A 16877-nucleotide genomic window follows, 5' to 3' on the forward strand; every position below is an offset into this window, starting at 1 on the left:
ATTGATAATTATGATATGCAACGGAGGTTATTCCGGTGAGCACGGTACAGCGTGATCCCGACGACCGGGTACAGATACTGGACGAGGACGGTCACGTCCGGGATGGTGCCACGGTCCCCGAGCTCTCGGACGACCGACTCGTGGAGATGTATCGTGATATGCGGCTCGCCCGTCACCTCGACGAGCGCGCCGTTAGCCTCCAGCGCCAGGGCCGGATGGGGACGTATCCCCCGATGTCGGGGCAGGAGGGCGCCCAGATAGGGAGCGCCTACGCCCTCGGCACCGAGGACTGGATCTTCCCGAGCTATCGGGAACACGCCGCGGTTACCGTCCACGGGATGCCGCTCGACCGGACGATGCTGTACTGGATGGGTAGCGAGAAGGGCGGTCGGATTCCCGACGACGTCAACGTCTTCACCGTCGCGGTCCCGATTGCGACGCAGATCCCCCACGCGACCGGGATGGCATGGGCGTCGAAGCTCAAAGGCGAGGAGCGGGCCTTTCTCTGTTACTTCGGTGACGGCGCGACGAGCGAGGGCGATTTCCACGAGGGGCTCAACTTCGCGGGCGTGTTCGACGTGCCCGCCGTCTTCTTCTGTAACAACAACCAGTGGGCGATCTCGATGCCCAGAGAGCGCCAGACGGCCAGCCAGACGCTTGCACAGAAGGCGACCGCGTACGGGTTCGAGGGCGTGCAGGTCGATGGAATGGACCCCCTCGCGGTGTACAAAGTGACGAAAGACGCCGTCGAAAAGGCCAAGGATCCGGGGACCGGCGAGCTACGGCCGACGCTGATCGAGGCGGTGCAGTACCGCTTTGGCGCGCACACGACCGCGGACGACCCGTCGGTCTACCGCGACGAGGCGGAAGTCGAGCGCTGGAAGCAGAAAGATCCCCTGCCGCGGATGGAGACGTTCCTGCGGTCGACCGGCCGACTCGACGACGAGACGGTCGACGCCATCGAGGCCGAGGTCGAGGACCGCGTCGCCGAGACCCTCGAGTCGGTCGAAGCGATGCGGCGGCCGGAACCGGCGGAGATGTTCGAGCACGTCTATCGCGAGATGCCCGACCGTCTCGACGAACAGCTACGATACTTCCAGCGTATCAGGGAGACACGCGGCGACGACGCCCTCACGGAGGAATAACGATGGCAAGCAAACAGCAACCGACGACCGCACCGGACCCGACGGAGGTAACGAGCGAGTCACTGACGCTCGTCCAGGCGGTTCGTGACGGACTGGCGACCGAGATGGACCTCGACGACGACGTCATCGTGATGGGCGAGGACGTCGGGAAGAACGGCGGCGTCTTCCGCGCCACGGAGGGGCTCTACGAGGAGTACGGCGAGCACCGCGTGATCGACACGCCGCTGGCCGAATCGGGTATCGTCGGCACCGCGATCGGTATGGGCGCGTACGGTCTCCGCCCGGTCGCCGAGATCCAGTTCATGGGCTTTATTTACCCCGCGTTCGACCAGATAGTCTCCCACGCGGCGCGCCTGCGAACCCGCTCGCGCGGTCGGTTCAACTGCCCGATGGTGATCCGCGCACCCTACGGCGGCGGGATCCGCGCACCGGAACACCACTCCGAGTCGACGGAGGCGTTTTTCGCTCACCAGCCAGGGCTCAAGGTCGCCGTGCCGTCGACGCCGTACGACGCGAAAGGACTGCTGACGAGCGCGATTCGGGATCCCGACCCCGTGCTCTTTCTCGAACCGAAACTGATCTACCGGGCGTTCCGCGGCGACGTCCCGGACGAATCCTACGAAATCCCGCTTGGCGAGGCCGCGGTCCGGCGCGAGGGCGAAGACGTCACCGCCTACTGCTGGGGCGCAATGGCCCACCGGACCGTCGAGGCCGCCGAGAACCTTGCGGGCGATATCGACGTCGAAGTCGTCGACCTGCGGACGCTCTCGCCGCTGGATCGGGAGACCATCGTCGACTCCTTCGAGAAGACCGGCCGAGCCGTCGTCGTCCACGAGGCACCCAAAACCGGTGGCCTCGCCGGCGAGATCACGGCAACCTTACAGGAGGAGTCACTGCTGTATCAGGAGGCACCGATCGGACGCGTCACCGGCTTTGACACGCCGTTCCCGCTGTACGCGCTGGAGGACTACTACCTGCCCGAACCCGCCCGCATCGAGGAAGGGATCCGGGAGACGGTGGAGTTCTATGGTCCGCGAGTTCGAGTTACCCGACGTGGGCGAGGGCGTTGCAGAAGGCGAACTCGTCCGCTGGCTCGTCGACCCCGGCGACGCCGTCTCGGAGGACCAGCCGATCGCTGAGGTCGAGACTGACAAGGCGATGGTGGATCTACCCTCGCCGGTCGACGGACATATCCGCGAACTCCACGCCGAGGAAGGCGAGATGGTTCCCGTCGGCGACGTTGTCGTGACGTTCGACGTGGAGGGCGAGGATAGCGCGGCGGAGCCGACGGCGGACGCTGACGCCGAGACCGACGACTCCGCCGCCACGGCCGACACTGAGGCCGACACGTCCGACGCCGAGGTCGCTACCTCCGAAGGACGCGTCTTCGCGTCGCCCTCGGTCCGTCGCCGTGCCCGAGCGGCGGGCATCGACCTCGATTCGGTCGAGGGAAGCGGCCCTGGCGGTCGGATCACGGCGGCCGACGTTCAGGCGGCCGCGAGTGGGGGAGACACCGCAACCGTGAGTGCCGAGGAGGAACCAGCGGCCGAGGATGCTGATATCGCAGAGGCGTCACGCACGGCCGACCGCGATACGGCCGAGGCGTCCACCCCGACCGGTCGGGACACGGCCGGGACCACTGCCGCCAGTTCGGCCCGCATCGAGACCGATTCCGCCGACCGCGACAGAACCCTCGCCGCCCCGGCCACCCGCCGCGTGGCCCGCGAGGAGGACGTCGACCTGGACGCGGTCCCGGCCGTCGAGGAACGCGATGGCGAGGCCTTCGTCACCGCCGAGGCGGTCCGGGAGTACGCCGAGGCCCAGCGGGCCGCACAGGAGGCCGACGCGCAGGCAGTGCGGGCGGATTCGACAGGCGACACTCGCGAACCCTACCGCGGGGTCCGCCGCACCATCGGCGAGGCGATGGCGAACGCGAAGTTCACCGCGCCACACGTCACCCATCACGACACCGCCGACGTGACTGCGCTGGTCGAGACTCGCGAGCGACTGGCGAGCGAAGCCGACGAGCGCGGCATCAAACTGACCTACACGCCGTTCGTCATGAAAGCCGTCGCCGCCGCGTTACAGGACCATCCCGTCCTCAACGCGCAACTGGACGAGGAGAACGAGGAAATAGTCAAGCGGGGCGAGTACAACCTCGGTGTCGCGACCGACACGGATGCCGGACTGATGGTGCCCGTCGTCGACGATGCCGACCGAAAGGGCCTGCTCGAACTCGCCTCGGAGACGAACGAACTCGCCCAGAAGGCCCGGGAACGCTCGATCGAACCCTCGGAGATGCAGGGCGGTACGTTCACGATCACGAACGTCGGCGTCATCGGCGGCGAGTACGCCACGCCGATCATCAACCATCCCGAGGTAGCGATCCTCGCGCTCGGCGCGATAGAGCCACGGCCCCGGGTTCACGAGGGGGAGGTCGTCCCCAGAGAGACACTGCCGCTGTCGCTGTCGATCGACCACCGGGTCGTCGACGGCGCGGACGCGGCGCGGTTCACCAATCGGGTCATCGAGTACCTCGAAGCGCCGGAGCTCCTGTTGCTGGAGTGAGACAATAGCACCGTCTCGAACAAGCTACTGGACGTCTGGCGCGTGCTCGTCAGTCCGCCCCGGTAGTTCTAGCTCTATCTCCAGTTCTGGCTCCCCGACGCCCTCGTAGTCGATTTCGAGCGAGACCGGTTCGCCGAACGCGAACGGCAGTTCCCACTCGTCGTCGACGACTGTCAGTTCGTCGTCGTCGCGGAGTTGCTCGCCGATTGCGATGAGGAACTCGCCCGCTTCGCTCGCGTCGAGGCGGTACTCCTGCTCGAAGTCGCGGCCAGTTCGGATCGTCGTCCGTTCGTCGTCGGTGTGTTCGTTCTCGGACTCTTCTGCCATGACGACTGTTTAGGTCAGCCTAAACTAAAAGGGAACGGTTCAGGCCGGGAGAGGCGGTAGATACGCGGGCCATCGCGTTACAAAGGTTCGGTCATTCTTCGAGGCTCGGATGCGTCTCCTGCTCGTCGGGATGGCGTTCCGTAAAGCGCTCTCGCATCACCTCGTTCGACTCGTCTTCGCGCTCACGCGCGGTTGCCGCATCGATTTCCTCACAGCCGGGGGTAGCTCCCGGTCGCGGTCGGTGAAGTAGCCGTCCGGAGCGACCCAGTCGTGGTAGAACGGTCTATCGTCGTCCTCCAGGAGGGTGACCGCGACCTCCGCGCCGTGGCCTGCACAGACGATTGCCTGGTGTGGCTTCTCGGCAAGCCGCCCGGCGGCGTACAGACCGTCGACGCCGGTGCGGCCTCGCTCATCGACGTCGACGAACACCTTCCCCCGGTCGATGCGGCCGACGCCGTCGATATCATCGAGATAGCTCACCTCGTTTTTCGTCGCGGCGATGACGTACTGGGCGTGGTAGCGCTCGTCGCCGTCGGTAGCGACGGTGAATCCCTCTTCTGTCTCCTTGACGCGCGTGACCCTTGCTTCGACGAACTCGGCCCCTGCACCCGCTGCTTGCTCGCTCGTCAGGTCGAGCAGTCGACGGGGTTGACGCCGGCCGGGAAGCCCGGGAAGTTCTCAAGGTGGGCGTTCCGCCGAAGGATCGACGCGCCTGCATCGATGACGAGCGTGTTCAGGCCGTGTCGGGCGGTAAACGTCGCCGCCGTGCGCCCGGCGATGCCGCCGCCGACTATCACGACATCCCGTGTGCCGGCCGACATCGGTCAGCGAACACCCCCGGTGGACTCGACGTTCTTCTCGGGTGTCGGCCGGTCAGTGCTTCCCTCGCAGGGACAGCCGACGGGCAGTTCGGGGGCAACGGCTCTCTCACCCGGTCGCTGGCTCGATCCGCCCGCAGATATGATATCGATCACGTTCATGCGTTTTGCCCCGCGTACGACGACAAAACGTCTTCGGTTAGTGTCAGTCCCCGAATGGCTCGAACCCGCTCAAGCCCGCCTGACGCATCCACATCGACGACTCTCGGATGGGACCTACCAATCCGGCACCGCCGGTGTCGGACCGATACCTTGCGTTCTTTGTACCGACCTCTCCAATAGCCCTGCATGGTTGTTGGTGACGTCACTACTGGTACGGATGTACTGATAATCGGTGCAGGACCGGGCGGCTACGTCGCCGCGATCCGGGCCGGACAACTGGATCTCGACGTCACGCTCGTCGAGAAAGAGGCCTACGGCGGCGTCTGTCTGAACCACGGCTGTATCCCCTCGAAGGCGCTGATTACGGCGACGGGCGTCGCCCACGACGCTGGCAACGCCGAGGAGATGGGGATCCATGCCGCCCCCGAGATCGACATCGGGCAGATGCAAGAGTGGAAAGGCGGCGTCGTCGACCAGCTAACCAGCGGCGTCGAGAAGCTCTGCAAGGCCAATCAGGTCAACCTCATCGAGGGCCGCGCGGAGTTCGTCGACGAAAACGAAGCCCGTGTCGTCCACAGTGGCGAGGGACAGGGCGCGGAGACGATCGAGTTCGAGCATGCCATCCTGGCAACTGGCTCGCGACCGATCGAGATTCCGAACTTCTCGTATGCCGACGACCCGGTACTCGACTCCAAACAGGCGCTGCGCTCGAAGACGCGCCCGACGCGATGGTTATCGTTGGCGCAGGCTACATCGGCATGGAGCTTGCGGGCGTCTTCGCCAAACTTGGCACCGACGTTACGGTCGTCGAGATGCTCGACTCCGTCCTGCCGGGCTACGAGTCCGACCTCGCGCGGCCAGTGAAGAAACACGCCGAATCGCTGGGTGTCGACTTCCACTTCGGCCAGACCGCCGCCGGCTGGGAGGAGATGGATGGCGGCATCGTCGTTCGGACGGATGCGGCGGGCGACGACGACGGGCTCGAACTCGACGCCGACAAGGTCCTCGTCGCGGTCGGCCGCCAGCCGGTCACCGACACCGTCGACCTCGGTGCGGTCGGTGTCGAGACGGACGACCGCGGGTTCGTGCCGACAGACGACCGGGCGCGGACGAACAAAGAGCACGTCTTCGCGGTCGGCGACGTGGCTGGCGAGCCGATGCTCGCTCACAAGGGGAGCAAGGAGGGCCAGGTCGCCGCCGAAGTCATCGCGGGCGAACCGGCCGCACTGGACTACCAGGCGATCCCTGCGGCGGTTTTCACCGAACCGGAGATCGGTACTGTGGGCATGACCGAGACAGAGGCCGAAGAGGCTGGCTTCGAGCCAGTCGTCGGCCAGTTTCCGTTCCGCGCGAGCGGCCGGGCGCTCACGACCGGCGAGAGCGACGGGTTCGTCCGGCTGGTCGCCGACGCCGAAGATGGGTTCGTCCTCGGCGGGCAGGTCGTCGGCCCCGAGGCCTCCGAACTGATCGCCGAGATCGGACTGGCTGTCGAACTGGGCGCGACCCTCGAAGACGTCGCATCGACGATTCACACTCATCCCACGCTCTCGGAGTCGGTGATGGAAGCCGCCGAGAACGGTCTCGGTCACGCGATCCACACGCTAAACCGGTAACCTCCCCCGGATGGCGTAGCCGTTTGCCGACGGTTGCGCTCGATTTCCGAGTGCGCCGGAGAGCAGTTCGCGTCTGTACCTACCGGTACCCGATCAGGAGCTCGTCGCGAGCAATAGCTGTCGCTCGTGGGTGTTAGAGAGACGGTTTAGGTCAGTCAGCCATGACACCGTGGAAACCACGCGTGCCGAAAGGTAGCTGCCTGACCGTGCCGCCTACCGGAGTCTCTCTTTCCTCGCTACAAAACACCTCCGGTACAGTATTGGATGGTCCCGCCCGATCACTCCACCACGACCGATCCTTTCATGCCCGACGCCTGGTGTGGTGTACAGAGGAAGTTGTAGGTTCCCGGCTCGTCGAACGTGTACTCGAAAGTGTGACCGGTTCGGTTGACCAGATCGCTCTCGAAGAGGCCATCGCTCCCGGCGTGGACGACGTTGTGGCTACCGCCGTTGCCCGTCCACTCCCAGACGACCGTCGTTCCGGCGTCGACCCGAATCGCAGTGGGATCGAAGGCGAGTCCGTCCCCGGCGCCGACGGCCACCGTGACCTCGTCGGTACCTGTGTACTCTTCGACCCCGTCGAACTCGTCGACGTCCGAGAGCCATACGCCGGGGTCGGCGTCCCCGTCCTCGTAGTCGCCGCCGCCCGTACAACCGGCGAGGCTGACCGCCGCCGCACCGGCCACGGCGCCGAGAACGCAACGTCGAGTCGGCATCAGGCGACCACCTCGGACGGGAGGGAGCACTCGCTCGCGACACGACGACCGTCGGTCGTAGGGAGAGACATCACGTCCAGACTCAGTACTCGCCTCTCATAAGCACACTGAGATCCGTCCGTCGACAACCCGTCTACTCCGACGGCGACGGTCTTTTAGTCGCCCTCGGAGTATGAGCAGTCGATGAAAGCAGTTACCCTCGGTCCCGAAGGGACCTACTCGCATCGCGCCGCGCGGTCGGTCGCGGCCACAGTCGAGTTCCGCGAGTCCGTCACCGCCATCGTTGAGGCGGTCGCCGACGGCCAGTACGACCGCGGCGTCGTACCGATCGAGAACAGCATCGAGGGAAGCGTCACCGAGAGCCTCGACGCGCTCGCCGATTACGAACTCGCTATCGTCGAGGAGGTCGTGACGCCGATCCGACACGCGCTACTGGCTCAGGACGAGGAGTTCGAGACTGTAGCCAGCCACTCGCAGGCGCTGGCACAGTGTCGGGAGTATCTCAGCGAGCACTATCCCGACGCCGACCTCGAAGCGGTCGCCAGCACGGCCCGCGGCGTTCAGGTCGCCCGCGAAGATCCGACTGTCGCGGGAATTGGCCACCCCGATAACGGGGGCGACGGCCTCGAAGTGCTGGCCGAAGATATCCAGGACCGCAACTCGAACGCGACCCGCTTTTTCGTGATCGCCCCGACCGAAGACCGCTCGCGAGCGGGCGGGAAGTCCACGTTCATCGTCTACCCGAACGACGACTATCCCGGACTGCTACTCGACCTGCTGGAACCCTTCGCCGACCGCGATATCAACCTTACCCGCGTCGAATCCCGCCCCAGCGGCGAACGCCTCGGCGACTACGTCTTCCACGTCGATATCGCAGCAGGGCTGTACGAGGACCGTACCCAGCAGGCGCTGGCCGACATCGACGGACTCGCCGAAAACGGCTGGATCCGACGGCTTGGCTCTTACGACACCTCCCACGTCGTCTAAGCCACGGTTCTCGACTCTGTTCTCTGTGAGGGGTCGGAGGTTATAGGCCCCGATACCGTAGCTACAAACGGGCAGATCGCCCTGATCAACTATGCGAGGAAACCCGTTCGAAGAATTCGAATCGCTGTTAGAGCGGATGGAACAGGAGTTTGAAACGGGCATGGATCTCCAGCCACAGACCGATTCGACGGCGGTCGACCTTGCCGAGCGTGACGAGGAGTTCGTCGTTACCGTCGACCTGCCGGGCTACGAGACCGACGACATCGAGTTGACGATTGCCGACGACACGCTCCGCATCGAGGCTGATCGGGAGGTCGAATCGGAGGAGGAAGGAGACCAGTATATCCGTCAGGAGCGCCGGATGGAGTCGGTTTCGCGGTCGATCGCGTTTCCCGAACCTGTCGACGCGGAGTCGGTGACGGCCTCGCACACCAACGGCGTGCTGACCGTCACGGTACCCAAGGAGTTCGGGGCTGAGGAAGGCCACTCTATCGATATCGAGTAAACTGTCGTAACTGATCCGCGGAGTGGTGCTGCGGGCGCGCTTCGGACGGTCTCATTCAGAATATTTGTCGTTCAGACCGATCAGAGACTCGGTTAGCGCTGGTGGTCGGACAGGATCGAACCACGGCTTGCGTTCGTTTCGGAACTGGAGCCCTGGATCCGGCGTTTTCACGCCAGTATTACATAATCGTGTATACACCAGGGAACTGAGAAGAAAATATTTAAGTTGTCTGTTCGCCGACTGCACAATCATCCAATGGCAGTGGACCAGATCGCGGAGTTCTTCGAGTTCGAGGATCACGGCACCGACTTACGAACGGAGATGCTCGCGGGGGTCACGACCTTTTTGGCGATGTCGTATATCATCGTCGTCAACCCGTTCATTCTCTCCGAAGCGATCGTAATCGACGGATACGATCAGGGACAGGTGATCCAGATGATCGCGATTGCGACCATTCTGGCGTCGGCCCTGGCGACGCTCGTGATGGCACTCTACGCAAACCGACCGTTCGGCCTCGCGCCGGGGATGGGCCTCAACGCGTTTTTCGCGTTCACGGTCGTCATAGCTCTGGAAATCCCGTGGGAGACGGCGCTCGCTGCCGTCTTCGTCGAAGGGATTCTGTTTATCATCCTTACTGCGGTCGGTGCGCGTAAATTCGTCATCAACCTGTTCCCGGAGCCAGTCAAGTACGCGGTCGGAGCCGGGATCGGTGTGTTCTTGCTCTTTATCGGCCTGCAGGAGATGCAGGTGATCGTTGCCGAACCGACGACGCTCGTCCAACTGGGCGACATCGCATCGAACCCGTTCGCGATTCTCGGCGTTCTTGGTGTCGCGTTCACGCTGGTCCTCTGGGCACGTGACGTTACTGGATCGATCGTTATCGGTATTCTGACGACGACGCTCGCCGGCTGGCTGGTCGCCGCGGCAAACCTCACCGAACCGGCAACCGTCGTCGACGGCAGTCTCTACAGTTCTTTCGAGCAGGACGGCATTCTCTCTGCGATGTGGACCCTGATCACTGGCGTCCAGTACGACATCACCCCGCTCGCCGGTGCGTTCGTCGGCGGCCTGCAGGACATCGATCCGCTAACCTTCCTGTTCGTGATGTTGACGTTCTTTTTCGTCGATTTCTTCGACACCGCGGGGACGCTGATCGGCGTCGCGCAGTTCGGTAGCTTCCTCGACGATGAGGGCGAACTCCCGGAGATGGAAAAACCCCTGATGGCCGACGCAGTCGGCACCACCTTCGGCGCGATGGTCGGCACCTCGACGGTGACGACGTACATCGAATCCTCGACGGGTATCGAGGAGGGCGGTCGAACCGGGTTCACTGCACTGGTCGTCGCGGCCTGTTTCCTGCTTGCCCTGCCGCTCGTCTCTCTTGTCTCGATCATCCCTGACTACGCTTCGTTCCTGGCGCTGGTCGTCGTCGGCGTCATCATGTTCCAGGGCGTTACCGATATCGACTGGACGCATCCGGCCTGGGCCATCTCGGGTGCGCTCACGATCACGGTCATGCCGCTCGCATACTCGATCGCTGACGGTCTCGCGGCGGGGATCATCTCCTATCCGATCGTCAAGGCGGCGATGGGCGAGGGGGCCGAAGTCCGCCTCGGTCAGTGGGTGCTTGCGCTCGCGCTGATCGCGTACTACGTCCTCCAGACCGGCGGCTTCATTCTCTAGATCGGGTTCGCGTCGGCCGCGCACGGCACCAACGCTTTCTTGCTTCTCACCCCCAACTACTGATGAATGTCCGATCTGATACTGTACGAACTTTCGGGCTGTCCGTTCTGTGCGAAAGTCACTACGAAACTGGATGAACTCGACCTAGAGTACGAAGCGCGAGAAGTACCGCGGAGCCATTCCGAGCGAACCGAAGTGAAAGAGGTCAGTGGGCAGACCGGCGTGCCGGTGCTGATGGACGAGGCAAACGACGTCCACGGCATGCCCGAGAGCGACGATATCGTTGCCTACCTCGAAGAGCAGTACGTCTGATCGAGCGGTTTGTGGGCAGTCGGTCACCCGTCGGAACGTAGTGCGGTTCTCAGGGGAGTAGATCGAGACCTCTAAGTCGCCGGTGTCCCGGTCAGTCCCGTCGGCCGTCTCGACGCAGCACCTGCCCTTCCCCGCCGAGCGCGGCCCGCTGGGCACGCGCTCGCGGCCCTGTAGCTGTGTTGCGGGTTCGAGAGATGCGGCTACCGCCGAAGCAATGGGTGACAGAAATGGCGGCAGACGAGTCCAGTGTGGCCGATCTATAAAAGATAGCAGCGCGAGTACCCCGACCCACCGTGGTCGGGGGTGAAGCGCGTCTAATCCATACTTTTTTCAATTACTAAACCGTACTAAAATACAGTGCAGTCGTCCAAACTCACCCAAACCTTGCCATTCGGACTAGACATTACCACGGGGAGTGGCGACGACTTGCAAACCGGGTGTCTCGAAGCCCGACGCATCCGCAACGAAACCAACCGCCTCGACCAAGCTGGTTGGGAATGGGGCAATATCAAACCAACTGTGGTTGACAACGCCGATCACGTCAACAACACCACCCAACTCATCGTTGATAAGGCACTCGGTGAAATCGAAACATATCACGACAACAAAAATGACGGGTGGGGGCGTCCCTACCCGTACATCGATGAGTCGTACCCGATGGTGATGAACCACGGCGAAGGATACCGCCTGTTCCCCGAAGGGGACAGGACGATTCGCTTCCGTATCACTGCCACAAGAGGCACGCACGTCAAAGGTGAACTCCGTGGCAGCCCAGCCCACTTCGACAGACTGCAAACCGCGTTCAACGACGATGAATGGCGGGTTGGAACCGCTGAAGTCGTTCACAAACACGGTGAGTGGCGACTTCACGTCACCATTACACACGAGACCCATCACGTCGCCAGCAAGCACGACGCGGACACAATTGTTGGTGTGGATGTGAACGAGGACTGTATTGCACTCTCTGCGATGAGTCGAAGTGGTTCGGTGGAAGACTCCGTGGTGTTCGAGTATCCGTCGGTGAAAGAACAGCGTCACGAGTTTTTCACCAAGCGCAAGCGGATGCAGAAAGCCAAGCAGACTGCATTCGAGACGGTCGTACAGACCGAAGAACGCGACTACGTTCATGATTGCCTGCACAAAGTATCGCGGGAAGTAGTTGAATGGGTATCGCAATTCAACGACCCGGTTATCGTCTTTGAAGACCTCAAAGACATGCGAGAGTCCATCGACTACGGAACGCGAATGAATCGCCGCCTGCACTCGCTACCGTTCGCTGCACTCCAAGACATGGTGTCGTACAAGGCTGCGTGGCTTGGGATTCCTTCGGATGAAGTTGACCCTGAGTATACGAGTCAGCGATGCCCAAGAACTGAATGTCAGCACACGGAACGGGCGAATCGCCGCAAAAAGCGGTTCAAGTGCAAACGGTGTGAGTTTCAAGATCACGCGGATAGGAAGGCGTCGGTGTGTGTTGTGCAGGAGTGGTTAGAGCGAGAAACTGGAAATGTGCCGTCTCTCGAAACCCTTCCTCGCGTGTGGAAGGTGAGACGGGCGGCATCGGGGGCTGGTGGAGGCCCCGACTCTCACGGACACGATTTGTGTTCGGGTGTTCACGGACACGGAACGTCGGCGCAAGACTCTCAGAGTCAAGCGCGAGAGGAATTAAAGACCGTTGCGTCAGCGATGCAGGACTAAACACGGACGCCCCGCGCCACCGTGCGCGGGGTACTTCACGCTGGCTCTTCGTCGTAGTCGGCGCGCTCGCGGATCAGATCGCGGAACTCTTTCGGATCGTCGATCTCTGCGGCCTCCTCGCGCTCGATCAGCGCGGTCCCTTCGATGGAGGTCGGTTTCGCGCTGTCGACGAAGTAGACCGAGCGCGTTCCGACGACGCGGCCGACGGATCCCATGATCCGTGCGCGCTTTTCCGCAGTCCGTGTGAACTCGGAGTGCCCGGTCAGCACCGTCCCATCCAGTAGGTCCCCCTCGTCTTCTTCCTCGCTAACGGCCTTGAACGGTGCGCGCAGGGTCGGGTGGACCTCGTAGCCAACGCGGGTCATGACGGTGACTATCTCCTCGTCGTCGGGGTCCGCATCCGGAGCGTCCGGCGTCGGATCGGCGTCCCGGACGTCTTCGGCCCCCTCCAGCACGTCGACCTGACTGGTCAGACCGGAGCCAAACAGCTCTTCGAGTTGCATCGCGACCTCGATGCTGGCGTTCATCCCGTCCTCGTACTTCGAGACGGTCCGGCGGGAGACGCCCAGTTCGCTGGCTAACTGGCCGAGACTCCAGCCTTCCTCCTGACGTTTGTCTTCGAGGATGTCGCCGTCGATGCTGACGTACAGACCGCCCGGTGCGGCGTAGATCAGCGGCGGGACGCCCTCGACGAACAGATCCAGCGCGGTGTCGGGGCTAAATACGGGAACCCCGTGCCGGAAGTAGACGACCTCCGGCTTCAGGTCCTCGTCTCTGGTTCGCAGGCCGATAACCAGCGGCGTCGCGTCCAGATACGCGCCGATCCGGCGCATCTCCGCGCCAGTCTCGGCGTCGAACGCGTCGACGTTTCGCAGCACCTTCAGGAGGACGAGTTCGTCGCCGCGGCGGGCGGCGACGTCGAAACTCCGTGGGCGCGTCGCACAGCGGTCACTCACTGCAAAGCCTGCGTCTTCGAGCATCGCCGTAATGTTGCCGACGAGCGCAGACCGTGACATATTCGAAGGTAAGCCACTCACGATATATAGGCATTGTGGCGTCTATATCGGCGTTTCTTCGGGCGATTAGGGGGTGACGTGTCAACTCATCGGTGGTGGCGAGGTCCGCTCAGCTCGGTTCGCGATGCTGTGGTACTGGGCGAAAAAACGGATCGAGATGCCGGCTGTGGCGACGCGCATGCCAGCCGGAATCCTGTGCTCGGTTTAGCTACTGAAATCGTTACACACCGGGATGCCGACGGTGTCGAACTCGGTCATCGCTTCGAGTTCGTCCGGCACCTGATGGATATCGATCTTATCTTCGACCAGCGCGGTCGGATCGAGTTTCCCGGTTTCGATCATATCGAGCATCTCCGAGTACCGGGATGGCTGCAGCCCGAGCGAACCGACGAAGTCGATCTCTTTGGCGACGATATCGTCGGTTGGAAGCGACACCTCGCCTTTCTCCTCGCTGGTGGTGAGTCCGATCTGGACGTGGCGTCCGCCCTTTTTGAGCGAATCGACGGCGTTTCGACAGGTCGTCGCGATTCCCAGGGCGTCGACGGAGACGTCAGCGCCGCCATTGGTGATGTCGTGGACTTCCTGGGCCGGGTCGTCGACCTCGCTTGCGTTGACTGTTGTTACAGCCCCGAGTTCTTCGGCGCGGTCGAGTTTATCGTCCATTAGATCGACACCGATGACGTTTGCCCCCAGCGCGTTTGCGATATGTACTGCCGAGAGTCCGACCCCTCCACAGCGGTGAATGACGACGTCCTCACCGTTGCCGACATCCCCTCGGTGGGCCATTCCATGAAACGAGGTCATGAACCGACAGCCACAGCCAGCGGCAGTTTCGGCGTCGATACTGTCCGGAAGCGGGACGGCGTTGACATCGCCGTTCGGGATATGAACTTCTTCGGCAAACGCGCCGGGTGCCTCGTTCATAAAGCCGAGTCCGATGTGATTTTCACAGATGTTCTCGCGTCCGTTCCGACAAAGTGAACATTTCCCACAGGCGAAGTTGAAGGGAATCGCGATTTCGTCTCCTTCGTCGACGGTTTCGACGTTCTCGCCGACGTCGACGACGGTTCCTGTCGGTTCGTGGCCGAGGACGTGTGGCGGATCAGGCCGGTAGCCGAACCAGTCCCAATCCCCCTGCCAGCAGTGCCAATCGCTCCGACAGACACCACAGCCCTCTACCTTCGCTACCACTCCATCGGGCTCCGGATCCGGGCGTTCGATCTCCTGTACTTCCAGTGGCTCCTGAAACTCTTCGAGGACGACTGCTTGCATCGACATAGCATGTTACCACGCAACAGATGTGATGATAACTGGAGGGGGAATTTTTGAACATTGAAAATTATAATAAACATTCATTATAGTGTATCGCTGTCATTTTTATAGTTTATAATCATCCCTACCCGATCGGGTGTAATATATGCTTAACAGCTGAAACGAGACGGTACGTCTCTCCTCTGGCGAGCGCCGACCGAAAACGGTCGCGAGCGAGGAGGGAAACAGCGTCAACTCTCCGGGACGTCCCGATGAAGAACTTGCTGCCGAAAACCAAGCGCGACCCGTTCAGCCGGGAAGCCGCCCCGTTCGGTCTACGGCGAACAACACTACGACCGTCACGCCGAGGAGGAGCGCACTGGCCGCGAACACCCCGTCGTAGGTGTAGCCGCCCTCCACGAACAGGCCGAGTGCGTACGAGCCCAGCGACTGGCTGAGCATCCAGACGGAGCTAAACGCGGCGTAGGCGCTCCCGCGAGTCGCATCAGGGAGGGTGCCGAGGACGTACGTATCGATCGCCGGGAACAGCGCGTGGATGACGAAGCCGATGACGGCAGTGACCGTGATCAGCGCGGGAAGACTCTCGACAGTCGTCAGCACGAACAGGCTCACGGCGAACGTCCCGACGATGCCCAGCAGGTAGGGGATCTTGGGAAGCCGGTCCGCCAGGTCGCCGCCGACGAAGAATGCGGGGATCCCCGCGGCGAAGACGAGCGTGAGCATCGTGCTCGACAGACTATCTGAAAGGCCCTTCGACTGCATATAGAGCTCGTAGAAATTGAACACGCCCTGCCAGATGAACACCGTAATCCCGGCGATGGCGAGTGCAGTGCCGATGAGCCGCCACTCCGAGAGCGCGCCAGCGATCAACTCGCGGTCGTCCTGCCCGGCGTCGGGCAGTTCGGTCTGGCGTGCTGTCAGGTAGATGTAGACGGTTATGAGCGCTGCTCCCACGGCGATAGCCCACAGCGAGAGCCGCCAGTCGACGAAGAGCGTGAGCGCGACGAAGGGGGCGGCGATCACCGCGGCGATCTGACTGGCTGCCCCGTGGATCCCCATGGCGCGGCCGACCCGGCCGGGGAACAGTTCGCTCACCAGCGGGTTCGCCGAGACGAAGTAGACGCCCGAGGCGATTCCCATGAGGAAGGTGCCGAGCATGAGGTGTGGCACCGTCCTCGCGGTCGCGGCGACGGCGGACGAGCCTGCAAGGATCGACCCTGACGCGAGCACGAGGTGGTGTCTGGGGACCTTCGTGAGAAGCCAGCCAGTCGGCAGGCGAAGCGACGCGCTGCCGACCCACACCAGCGTGACGATCAGTCCAGCGGTCGCCTCGCCGATGCCGAACTCGGCGATGAAGACGTTCAACAGCGGCGCGAAGATGATTCGCGCGAGGTTGACCAGGAAGACGAGCCCACAGAGCGAGGCGAAAAGGCGGTTGCGGCCCACGCGGTTACGCGTCGGCGTCCGCCAGCAGTTCTTCGGCGGTGACGAGCGATTCGAGTTCGACGTCGATCTCGGCGAGGTTCTCGCGTCCGCCCTCGTTCCGGTCGACGACGACTATCGCGCGGTTCACGGTCGCACCGGCCTCGCGCAGCGCTTCGACGGCGTCGACTGCGCTCTGGCCGGTCGTTGCGATGTCTTCGAGGACGACGACCTCCTCGCCCTCCTCGAGGCGGCCCTCGATCAGGTTTGCCGTGCCGTACTCCTTCTTTTGTTTCCGTGCGATGACGTAGGGCTGGCCCGTCTCGACGCTGGTCACCGCGACCAGCGGGACGGCACCGAGCGCGACGCCCGCGAGTGTCTCGTCGCCGACACGCTCGGCGAAGGCTTCGCCGATCAGTTCCAGACAGTGCGGGTCGGTCTCGAAGAGGTACTTGTCGACGTAGTACTCGCTCGTCCCGCCGTGGGAGAGCTCGAACTCGCCGTACTGGACCGCATCGGCGTCCCGGAGCGCCGTAATGAGTTCGTCGTTTACCATACTACTCACTCGTCACGGGGGCGGTATAAGCGCCGTGAAACGTCGTAGCGTCATGGCCGTCACGCGCCCAAAATCCC

15 protein-coding genes and 2 pseudogenes are annotated in these 16877 nt (G+C 63.0%); 9 read left to right on the plus strand and 8 right to left on the minus strand.

From position 1 onward, the window contains the following. Window positions 1–35 precede the first annotated feature (35 nt). From pdhA to ACFQH2_RS04120, 3 genes are read left to right on the plus strand one after another with little or no spacing between them, the layout of a single operon-like run. On the plus strand, window positions 36–1145 hold the full coding sequence (pdhA, locus tag ACFQH2_RS04110; RefSeq protein WP_377051214.1) for a pyruvate dehydrogenase (acetyl-transferring) E1 component subunit alpha: 1110 nt from the start codon (window positions 36–38) through the stop codon (window positions 1143–1145). A 2-nt stretch (window positions 1146–1147) separates the two neighbouring features. Next, on the plus strand, window positions 1148–2284 hold the full coding sequence (locus ACFQH2_RS04115; RefSeq protein ID WP_377076474.1) for an alpha-ketoacid dehydrogenase subunit beta: 1137 nt from the start codon (window positions 1148–1150) through the stop codon (window positions 2282–2284). Next, entirely contained in the window at window positions 2172–3713 is a 1542-nt protein-coding gene (locus ACFQH2_RS04120; RefSeq protein ID WP_377051218.1) for a dihydrolipoamide acetyltransferase family protein, read from the plus strand. Before ACFQH2_RS04115 ends, ACFQH2_RS04120 begins: the two co-directional genes overlap by 113 nt. A gap of 24 nt (window positions 3714–3737) precedes the next feature. Here the strand turns inward: ACFQH2_RS04120 and ACFQH2_RS04125 are convergent, their stop codons facing one another. The 3 genes and pseudogenes from ACFQH2_RS04125 to ACFQH2_RS04135 form a co-directional block, all read right to left on the minus strand. After that, window positions 3738–4040 carry an amphi-Trp domain-containing protein gene (locus tag ACFQH2_RS04125; RefSeq protein ID WP_377051220.1) on the minus strand — a complete coding sequence of 101 codons (303 nt, stop codon included), beginning with the start codon at window positions 4038–4040 and terminating at the stop codon, window positions 3738–3740. Between the two features lie 91 nt (window positions 4041–4131). Further along, a pseudogene (locus ACFQH2_RS04130) lies at window positions 4132–4861 on the minus strand (FAD-dependent oxidoreductase). Window positions 4862–4864: 3 nt separating this feature from the next. Beyond that, on the minus strand, window positions 4865–5020 hold the full coding sequence (locus tag ACFQH2_RS04135) for a hypothetical protein (RefSeq protein WP_377051224.1): 156 nt from the start codon (window positions 5018–5020) through the stop codon (window positions 4865–4867). A gap of 186 nt (window positions 5021–5206) precedes the next feature. Here ACFQH2_RS04135 and lpdA point away from each other — a divergent pair. Continuing rightward, a pseudogene (gene lpdA / locus ACFQH2_RS04140) lies at window positions 5207–6633 on the plus strand (dihydrolipoyl dehydrogenase). A gap of 278 nt (window positions 6634–6911) precedes the next feature. On the opposite strand, the gene ACFQH2_RS04145 reads toward lpdA, so the two are convergent. After that, window positions 6912–7349, minus strand: a complete 438-nt coding sequence (locus ACFQH2_RS04145; protein ID WP_377051228.1) for a halocyanin domain-containing protein — start codon at window positions 7347–7349, stop codon at window positions 6912–6914. A gap of 183 nt (window positions 7350–7532) precedes the next feature. On the opposite strand from ACFQH2_RS04145, the gene pheA reads away from it, so the two are divergent. The 5 genes from pheA (at window position 7533) to ACFQH2_RS04170 (ending at window position 12534) form a co-directional block, all read left to right on the plus strand. Beyond that, entirely contained in the window at window positions 7533–8336 is an 804-nt protein-coding gene (gene pheA, locus ACFQH2_RS04150) for a prephenate dehydratase (RefSeq protein ID WP_377051230.1), read from the plus strand. 91 nt (window positions 8337–8427) lie between these two features. Further along, a complete protein-coding gene (locus tag ACFQH2_RS04155; RefSeq protein ID WP_377051232.1) occupies window positions 8428–8841 on the plus strand; it encodes an Hsp20/alpha crystallin family protein in 414 nt (137 codons plus the stop codon). 255 nt (window positions 8842–9096) lie between these two features. Then, window positions 9097–10524 carry an NCS2 family permease gene (locus ACFQH2_RS04160; RefSeq protein ID WP_377051234.1) on the plus strand — a complete coding sequence of 476 codons (1428 nt, stop codon included), beginning with the start codon at window positions 9097–9099 and terminating at the stop codon, window positions 10522–10524. Between the two features lie 66 nt (window positions 10525–10590). Beyond that, window positions 10591–10836, plus strand: a complete 246-nt coding sequence (locus ACFQH2_RS04165) for a glutathione S-transferase N-terminal domain-containing protein (RefSeq protein WP_377051236.1) — start codon at window positions 10591–10593, stop codon at window positions 10834–10836. 357 nt (window positions 10837–11193) lie between these two features. After that, window positions 11194–12534, plus strand: coding sequence for an RNA-guided endonuclease TnpB family protein (locus ACFQH2_RS04170; RefSeq protein ID WP_377051238.1), 1341 nt, complete (start codon window positions 11194–11196; stop codon window positions 12532–12534). Between the two features lie 35 nt (window positions 12535–12569). Here the strand turns inward: ACFQH2_RS04170 and ACFQH2_RS04175 are convergent, their stop codons facing one another. The 4 genes from ACFQH2_RS04175 to pyrE all read right to left on the minus strand — a co-directional run bounded on the left by ACFQH2_RS04175 (window position 12570) and on the right by pyrE (window position 16800). After that, on the minus strand, window positions 12570–13550 hold the full coding sequence (locus ACFQH2_RS04175) for a transcriptional regulator (protein WP_377051240.1): 981 nt from the start codon (window positions 13548–13550) through the stop codon (window positions 12570–12572). A 204-nt stretch (window positions 13551–13754) separates the two neighbouring features. Beyond that, the gene (locus ACFQH2_RS04180) at window positions 13755–14822 is read right to left on the minus strand and encodes a zinc-dependent alcohol dehydrogenase family protein (protein ID WP_377056998.1); all 1068 of its coding nucleotides are present in this window, start codon (window positions 14820–14822) and stop codon (window positions 13755–13757) included. A gap of 288 nt (window positions 14823–15110) precedes the next feature. Next, the gene (locus tag ACFQH2_RS04185; RefSeq protein WP_377051242.1) at window positions 15111–16268 is read right to left on the minus strand and encodes an MFS transporter; all 1158 of its coding nucleotides are present in this window, start codon (window positions 16266–16268) and stop codon (window positions 15111–15113) included. A gap of 4 nt (window positions 16269–16272) precedes the next feature. After that, on the minus strand, window positions 16273–16800 hold the full coding sequence (gene pyrE / locus ACFQH2_RS04190) for an orotate phosphoribosyltransferase (protein ID WP_377051244.1): 528 nt from the start codon (window positions 16798–16800) through the stop codon (window positions 16273–16275). Window positions 16801–16877 lie beyond the last annotated feature (77 nt).

Origin of the sequence: Natronoarchaeum sp. GCM10025703 (genome assembly GCF_042661985.1) — an archaeon.
Lineage (GTDB): Archaea > Halobacteriota > Halobacteria > Halobacteriales > Natronoarchaeaceae > Natranaeroarchaeum.

Excerpts from the sequence above, each read along its gene's own strand:
- ACFQH2_RS04115 (WP_377076474.1), top strand. The coding sequence starts at position 1,148 with ATGGCAAGCAAACAGCAACCGACGACCGCACCGGACCCGACGGAGGTA.
- ACFQH2_RS04120 (WP_377051218.1), top strand. The coding sequence starts at position 2,172 with ATGGTCCGCGAGTTCGAGTTACCCGACGTGGGCGAGGGCGTTGCAGAA.
- ACFQH2_RS04125 (WP_377051220.1), bottom strand. The coding sequence starts at position 4,040 with ATGGCAGAAGAGTCCGAGAACGAACACACCGACGACGAACGGACGACG.
- ACFQH2_RS04135 (WP_377051224.1), bottom strand. The coding sequence starts at position 5,020 with ATGAACGTGATCGATATCATATCTGCGGGCGGATCGAGCCAGCGACCG.
- ACFQH2_RS04145 (WP_377051228.1), bottom strand. The coding sequence starts at position 7,349 with ATGCCGACTCGACGTTGCGTTCTCGGCGCCGTGGCCGGTGCGGCGGCG.
- pheA (WP_377051230.1), top strand. The coding sequence starts at position 7,533 with ATGAAAGCAGTTACCCTCGGTCCCGAAGGGACCTACTCGCATCGCGCC.
- ACFQH2_RS04155 (WP_377051232.1), top strand. The coding sequence starts at position 8,428 with ATGCGAGGAAACCCGTTCGAAGAATTCGAATCGCTGTTAGAGCGGATG.
- ACFQH2_RS04160 (WP_377051234.1), top strand. The coding sequence starts at position 9,097 with ATGGCAGTGGACCAGATCGCGGAGTTCTTCGAGTTCGAGGATCACGGC.
- ACFQH2_RS04165 (WP_377051236.1), top strand. The coding sequence starts at position 10,591 with ATGTCCGATCTGATACTGTACGAACTTTCGGGCTGTCCGTTCTGTGCG.
- ACFQH2_RS04175 (WP_377051240.1), bottom strand. The coding sequence starts at position 13,550 with ATGTCACGGTCTGCGCTCGTCGGCAACATTACGGCGATGCTCGAAGAC.
- ACFQH2_RS04180 (WP_377056998.1), bottom strand. The coding sequence starts at position 14,822 with ATGCAAGCAGTCGTCCTCGAAGAGTTTCAGGAGCCACTGGAAGTACAG.
- pyrE (WP_377051244.1), bottom strand. The coding sequence starts at position 16,800 with ATGGTAAACGACGAACTCATTACGGCGCTCCGGGACGCCGATGCGGTC.